Source organism: Mongoliibacter sp. (assembly GCF_007692705.1).
Classification (GTDB): Bacteria; Bacteroidota; Bacteroidia; order Cytophagales; family Cyclobacteriaceae; genus Mongoliibacter.
In genome coordinates, this window is the sequence record NZ_REBN01000265.1 from 1 (window position 1) to 6450 (window position 6450).

Here is a 6450-nt window from a genome sequence, read left to right on the forward strand (position 1 = left end):
CGGTCAGGAACAAGTATTTTTGACAGTATCGCACCATAATTGGTAAGTTCTACTTCCATACCATTACTGTTTTTGAGCCTGTAGACAAATGCATCTTTTTCTCCCATTTTAATTTCCTCAACCTGAATGTCAAAATTGATTCTTTCCATGGTTGAATTTTCTTTAGGTGACTGGCAAGAAATCAAAAAAGACAACAAAATCACCGGGAATAGACTCGTTAAATTCTTCATAATTACTGAGATTAATAGGTAAAATAAGACTAAATACTCAGAATTCAGTCCAATTTTAGGAGCAAATGCACATTTACTTTTCTGATGGCTTCATTTTTGGCATAAGCCTCTCAAAAATTTACCAACTAACTATGAGAAAGTTCATTTTATTTTCTATCGTTGCAGCCACTTTGACGGTATCCTGTGTTTCTAAAAAGAAATACACTGAGCTGCAAAATGATTTGTTTAAGACAGAAGCGCATTTGGCCGAAACACGCAGTGAAAAAGAAGCAGTGGAAGCTGAGAAAAAAATCCTTGAGGACAAAGTAGGTCGTATCGAGGCGAGGGTTGCAGAATATAATGCCCGTATCAACTCTCTAAAGGAAGATAACGATTCTAAGTTTGATCTTTCAGGGAAAACCCCAATGTCTAATGTCACCCGTGAAAAATTGAATGCCACTTTGGCTAAGGTAGATCAGGAAAAGCTGGCCGATGCTAAAACCATGGAAGATTCCGTAAACCTTGCTGTTTCCTACAACCTAAAAAAATCTATTTCTGATGGTACAATGGAGCAGGACGATGACATTCAGATTGACATTGACAAAACAGTTGTCATGATTACCGTATCCGACAGGTTACTTTTCAACACGGGAAGTTATATGGTCAACAGGAATGCTGATAACCTTTTGGCGAGATTGGCAGAGGTGATTAATGCCGAGCCATCTGTTGAAGTAATGATTGAAGGTCATACAGACCCTAGAAGCATTAATACTGGGGTATTACAGGATAACTGGGACTTGAGTGTCAAAAGAGCAACATCCATTGTAAGGGTGCTTCAAAACAAATATCAGGTAGCTCCAGAAAAACTGATTGCTGCTGGAAGATCAAGTTATATCCCACTCGTGGACAATGATAGTTCAGAGAACATGGCCAAAAACAGGAGAACAAGAATTGTAATCATTCCTGATTTGGATAAATTCTTTGCAATGATTGAATAAAAAGTAAATTTTGCTGATTGATTTTTTAATGAAAAAACCTCTCCCTACTCTCAGGAGAGGCTTAATTTTTTCATCTTGTTCCTTTTGGGCTATCTGAAACAAACTCCTCAAATGGATATTCCCTGGGCAATACATCAATTCCTGTAGTCACCTTTATCGGAGCCTGTCCAGGATAAGTGATTTCAACAAAATAACCCGCATATCCTTTTTCAGGAGTCTTCATTTCCACTTCGTATTTCCCACTTTCATTCAGTATGATTTCAGAAGAAGTCCAATTGGGGCCAAACCTGTCTATCATAAAGTTTCTCTCCTCGGGGTTGGTCGCAGACCAAAGCTTGATAGAAGCAGGTTTTTGATTGGGATCTGTGGTCACTATGATTTTATCTCCTTCAATTTTCCAATCATATTTAGGCCTTGTGGTATTATTTAAGATCGAGGCATAAAATGAAATTAAATTAGGTAGTGCGTCTGATTCAGAAAGGTCATGTCCATAATTCGGCACGTATTGAATATGTTTTTCACCCTTAAGATCATCCCAATAAAACTTCCAACTGTCGGGTTGAAAAAACTCATCTCCCGCAGCATTGATAAGCATTTTGGGAATATCCCTGTACTCGTCCAAAAAAGAATATGGTTCGACAAGCTCATTCAACCTTTGGTATTCTTTACTTCCCTGCCAATCCATGATTCCTTCCCTTTCATAATCTGCAATTGCAGGAGCCCAATAGCCATAATTTTTCCAATGATGCTTAAAAGACTCTTCCACATTGAGCAGGTCTATAACCACAGGTGCCATAGCTACTACCCTATCATCCACAGCGGCAGTCGTCCAAGTAGTCCATCCTCTTTTGGATGCGCCTGCTACCATATAGTTGACCACCTCTTTTTCATATTCCCTAAAAGCCACTTCAGTTACTACATCCATACCGAGCTTAACTGCTCGGGTCATCGGAAACCTAGCCAACCAATGTGCATCTTGATCTTTGGCCCCCCCTTCCATAAACTTCCTCCAGCCATAAGCGATAATTGCATCCTCATATCTTTCTCCAAATGTATCATTGGCAAAAACCAATGGTTGAAAAGGTATATTATGAATAGTGGCCACCACTGAGTTGGTTTGTAATGCTGCTTCCAAAATCAAACGATCAGGTCGCTCAGGAAGCTTGGTGCTCTGGCTTCCTCCACCAATCCACACCATCCCGGTAGTGTGTGTACTTTCTTTAGGCACCACCATAGAAACCCAATGCCACCATTCGGTCTCATCCACCAAATCTTCTGATAACCAATTTTGAGAAATCATTCTAACAACTGTGTAATGGTATTCACCCATGTCTTCATTGAGTACAATTTCATAACTGAAATCAGGATCTTCCGCATGGACATAATTCCATAAGGGATGAACAGAAGCTTCTACAACTTCTCCTGTTTCCACCTCTCCCTGTGGAGCGCAATTCAAAAAAAACAAGACACTGAACAAAAGGCTGAAAATCGCAACCAAAGGTTTCTTCAAAACTGGGTTTTCCATAGATAAAGATTTTAGATCATCCTTTAAATTAAATAAAATCAAGCATATAGTGTATAGAGATGGGGAAAAATAATGGGAGATGGGGGAATCCCGTCCGATTAGAAACATCAGGGTGGAAAAGAGTGAATAATGAATAGTGAATAATTAAAAATGGAAAATGAGCCCCATAAGTTTGGCTAGGTTCTATTGCCTTGATGGATTTAGTTAAAGGTTAAATATTCATTTGACCCAACACTTAACTTTTAACCTTTAACAAAACCTTTTCACCAATCAGTTAATCAATTAAACAATTACACAGTTAAACAATTTCTCGAGCCACTTTTTAAAACCAATAAGTCAAAAGTTCACCCTTTATTCAGTTGTTTTATACGGCCCTGATACAATTGGAAATAATTTCTTTTAGTGCTGTCATCTAAAAAAGAAGCAGCTACCATCTTTTCAACTAAATCTGATTTGGAAATCATCAATGACATCATATCTTGAAAAGTCTTCTCATTAATTGCTGTCTTCTCCGCTAGCTTGACAAATTGCAACCTGATATTACCTTGTGCTAGATTTCTTGGCAATAGTCCATCCTCTAATGCAAAATCTTTATCTTCAATATGAATACGGCTATTAAGTAAGTCATACGCTGGGCTTAGACGATAATCTCCAAAGGGTGTCTCCATGATCGAAAAATTCTTATAGTGTGCATCGCCATTTGAGAAGAGATAATTGAAAACCAGTATTTTAAAAAGTTTGGGTGTTTCGATTTTATAAGTCGCCAAATAGCGCTGCATGAGTTCAAACATTTCCAAATAATTCCCAACATACTTATAATGTTCCCCATGGGTTTGAGGAGTTCTTCCGGCTAAGGAAGCAAAATCATCTTGGGCCAATTTGAAGCTCCCAAAACCATTGGCTCGTGTATCTTCTTCTACATCAAATCTCTTGGTGATATAGGCAGGTGAACCATCTTTAAAAAATATCAATGCATTTTCGGCAGTCTCTATCCCATAAATCTGACGGGCAATCTGCATGGTCAAATGCTCATTTGCGGGCATTTGGTCCCGTTTTTTTCCAGTAACTGGAATAGGCTTAAGAATATAAGTCCCTTGCTCATCTTCACGAGCAAGCCTTAGTTTGTTTTTGTCAAGTATCACAGAAAACTTTTGCTGAACGCCGGATATCGATATTCGGCTTTGATTTTCCTCAAATTGCTGACCAGTTTCCAGATTGGATGCCGGAGAATCGTAAGGTAAAATATGATTCACCTTTTTGCCCTGAAATACTCTTTTCAATGCTGTTCTGCTATACGAATCAAAACCCTCCGATAAGGTGCCAGGACACACTCTTAATGACAATTGGGTTGATTCTTTTAATTTTTTGGTCATTTCTGATTATCATTTGTCAATAATTTATTCTTATTTATCCAATCTCAATTTTCCTCACAGTAACAGCTCCAATACTGTCATTTTTTGCCGTAAACATCAGTAATCCAAAATGGTCCTTCCTATCGATTCTGTTTAGTCTACATACCACTTGCTTGTTAGAACCTTCGGGAAGCATGTTGTAAAAAAATGGAAATAGGAACTTAGAATGAAATACTTTTTCACTTTTCGGTAAAGTAAGACTGATGCTTTGCTTACTGGTATTGGCCAACCAAGCCTCATGGTAATGAAATGAAAAGGAACCATCATCGTGTTGGGTCAATATACCGGCTTCTTCATTCTTGAATAATACTTTGGCTTTTCTCATTGACTGGGACCTACATTTTTAATTTTTAGACAAACCTCCATACCCAACACATCAGATAACTTCTGTAATGTTGATAGCGTAGGGTTTCCTTTTCCACTTTCGAATTGCTTAAGAGTTCTCAGTCCCACGCCTGATAATTCTGCCAATCTTTCCTGCGTTACCTGAAGAACTTCCCTACGTTCCTTAATTGTTTTTACGAGTTCAGTAAAGTGCATTATAAAGCATTATTTTATACAAATATAGTACAGATTTTTATAAATACAATGAAAGGAGCATTAAATCGCACTATACTATACATATTTTAATTTTTTCTACAAATTACAGAAAATTGTGCGTTTTAATGCACTTTTATTTGATTAATTATATTTGTTTCGGTTTTTGAAGAATTGGAGGTTGGCTAAAAGTTTATTGGTGTATCGGCCCCCTAATTAATCGGACGTAATTATAGATTTAAATCTGTAAATTTTACGTCGATGAAAAAGAGAACATTTACCAAAGAAGAGAAGCTCAAGGTCCTTGAAGAGGCCAGAGAAACCGGAGTCCAGTCCACACTCGACAAGTATGGGATTTATCCGGCGACCTATTACAGCTGGAAAAGAAAGTTTGAGAGTATGGGTGAAGAAGGTTTCCGCCACGGAATGTCACCGGGACATTTAAAGGAGATCAAGAGGCTTGAGAAGGAAAACGAGCTGCTGAAGAAACTACTGGCAGAAAAGGAAATAGAATCCCATCTGAAGGATGAACTGATAAAAAAGAAGTATCCCTGGTCGAAAGGAAAGAACTAGCAGCGGTTTATATCGGTCAGGGGCTAAAAAGGGACAGGGCTCTCGAACTTCTGGGAATCAGTAGACACCAGTACTACTACCGGTCCAAACCCGGCGGTAAGGGAAGAAAAGGAACCTCATCTTCTCCGGTGATGGCTTCGGGTCAGGAGTTGGCCAGGTGCTGCAACGCTGAGATTGTGGAAAAGATAAAGGAAATCCAAATGGACCGGGACACGGATTACGGATACAGGAAAATGACCTATTATCTCCGTATAAACGGTTTAATGATCAACCACAAAAAAGTTTACCGCCTTATGAAGTCGGCTATGTTACTGAAAACCAAAAAGAAGGGCACAGACAAACAGTATGTGCGCTACAGGATAGTAATGCCGGAAGCGCCGTTGCAGGTTTTTGAAATGGACATCAAACAGATCTGGACTGTAAAGGAAAGAAGACATGCCTTTATACTTACCGTCATTGACACCTTTACCCGTGTTGTCCTCCATTGGAGCATTGGCTTCCACATGAAGAAAGAACAGGTCAAAGCAGCTTGGGAAGATGTTATTCTAAACCATTTACAGCCTGCTGACCTTCTTTCTAAAGGAGTCCATGTCGAACTGAGAAATGACAACGGCCCCCAGTTTGGGGCCAAGCAGATCCGTGAATTCTTCCGAGAGAACCATATCGGCCAGGTATTTACCCACCCCTACACTCCCCAAGAGAACGCACATGTTGAAAGCTTTCACAGCATCCTCAACAATGCAGTGGGTAAAAATCCTTATTGGTCTTTGGAGGAACTTGAAAACAGGCTGAAAACGTTTTACGATGCCTACAACAACAGAAGGATCCATGCATCGATAGCATACCTATGGCCAACGCTGTTCTGGAAGCTATGGGATGAAGGTAAAATCACAAGAGTGGAAAAAGACAAAAAGAAGGTTAAATTTACCCTCAATATCCCCTATCATGAGATATCGGGTAATGGGAGCCCGAGGGAAGTCTCCTGCTCAAATTTGAACCCCCTCGATGGGGGTGAAAATTTGCCGAATAAAGAAGTGAATGGGCTTAAACCTAGGAATAAGCCCAACACTCCAAATCAAACGACATCGGTTCAAAGGTCACCTTCGGTCGTCTCCTGCTAAGCCAAAGATAGACTATGAAAGAGTTTTTATACAATACCAAAAATTAAATTGTCCGATTATTAGGGGGCTAGACCA

Annotated in this window: 7 protein-coding genes; 3 read left to right on the plus strand and 4 right to left on the minus strand. The window is 39.3% G+C overall.

Annotated features, from left to right (window positions below):
- Positions 1–361: 361 nt before the first annotated feature.
- Positions 362–1207 carry an OmpA family protein gene (locus EA341_RS18025; RefSeq protein ID WP_293016565.1) on the plus strand — a complete coding sequence of 282 codons (846 nt, stop codon included), beginning with the start codon at positions 362–364 and terminating at the stop codon, positions 1205–1207.
- 70 nt (positions 1208–1277) lie between these two features.
- On the opposite strand, the gene EA341_RS18030 is transcribed toward EA341_RS18025, so the two are convergent.
- The 4 genes from EA341_RS18030 to EA341_RS18045 all read right to left on the minus strand — a co-directional run bounded on the left by EA341_RS18030 (position 1278) and on the right by EA341_RS18045 (position 4684).
- Positions 1278–2732 carry a PhoPQ-activated protein PqaA family protein gene (locus EA341_RS18030; RefSeq protein ID WP_293016566.1) on the minus strand — a complete coding sequence of 485 codons (1455 nt, stop codon included), beginning with the start codon at positions 2730–2732 and terminating at the stop codon, positions 1278–1280.
- A gap of 344 nt (positions 2733–3076) precedes the next feature.
- On the minus strand, positions 3077–4105 hold the full coding sequence (locus EA341_RS18035) for a HipA domain-containing protein (protein ID WP_293016567.1): 1029 nt from the start codon (positions 4103–4105) through the stop codon (positions 3077–3079).
- 34 nt (positions 4106–4139) lie between these two features.
- On the minus strand, positions 4140–4469 hold the full coding sequence (locus tag EA341_RS18040; protein WP_293016568.1) for a HipA N-terminal domain-containing protein: 330 nt from the start codon (positions 4467–4469) through the stop codon (positions 4140–4142).
- Positions 4466–4684, minus strand: coding sequence for a helix-turn-helix transcriptional regulator (locus EA341_RS18045; RefSeq protein ID WP_293016569.1), 219 nt, complete (start codon positions 4682–4684; stop codon positions 4466–4468). Before EA341_RS18045 ends, EA341_RS18040 begins: the two co-directional genes overlap by 4 nt.
- A 258-nt stretch (positions 4685–4942) precedes the next feature.
- Here EA341_RS18045 and EA341_RS18050 point away from each other — a divergent pair, with 258 nt between their 5' ends.
- Positions 4943–5254 carry a transposase gene (locus EA341_RS18050; protein ID WP_293016570.1) on the plus strand — a complete coding sequence of 104 codons (312 nt, stop codon included), beginning with the start codon at positions 4943–4945 and terminating at the stop codon, positions 5252–5254.
- 11 nt (positions 5255–5265) lie between these two features.
- Complete coding sequence (locus EA341_RS18055) at positions 5266–6375, plus strand: IS3 family transposase (RefSeq protein WP_293016571.1); 1110 nt, start codon at positions 5266–5268, stop codon at positions 6373–6375.
- Positions 6376–6450 lie beyond the last annotated feature (75 nt).

What these genes read in the sequence shown, in the direction of transcription:
- EA341_RS18025 (WP_293016565.1), top strand. Translation starts at nt 362, where the DNA reads ATGAGAAAGTTCATTTTATTTTCTATCGTTGCAGCCACTTTGACGGTA.
- EA341_RS18030 (WP_293016566.1), bottom strand. Translation starts at nt 2,732, where the DNA reads ATGGAAAACCCAGTTTTGAAGAAACCTTTGGTTGCGATTTTCAGCCTT.
- EA341_RS18035 (WP_293016567.1), bottom strand. Translation starts at nt 4,105, where the DNA reads ATGACCAAAAAATTAAAAGAATCAACCCAATTGTCATTAAGAGTGTGT.
- EA341_RS18040 (WP_293016568.1), bottom strand. Translation starts at nt 4,469, where the DNA reads ATGAGAAAAGCCAAAGTATTATTCAAGAATGAAGAAGCCGGTATATTG.
- EA341_RS18045 (WP_293016569.1), bottom strand. Translation starts at nt 4,684, where the DNA reads ATGCACTTTACTGAACTCGTAAAAACAATTAAGGAACGTAGGGAAGTT.
- EA341_RS18050 (WP_293016570.1), top strand. Translation starts at nt 4,943, where the DNA reads ATGAAAAAGAGAACATTTACCAAAGAAGAGAAGCTCAAGGTCCTTGAA.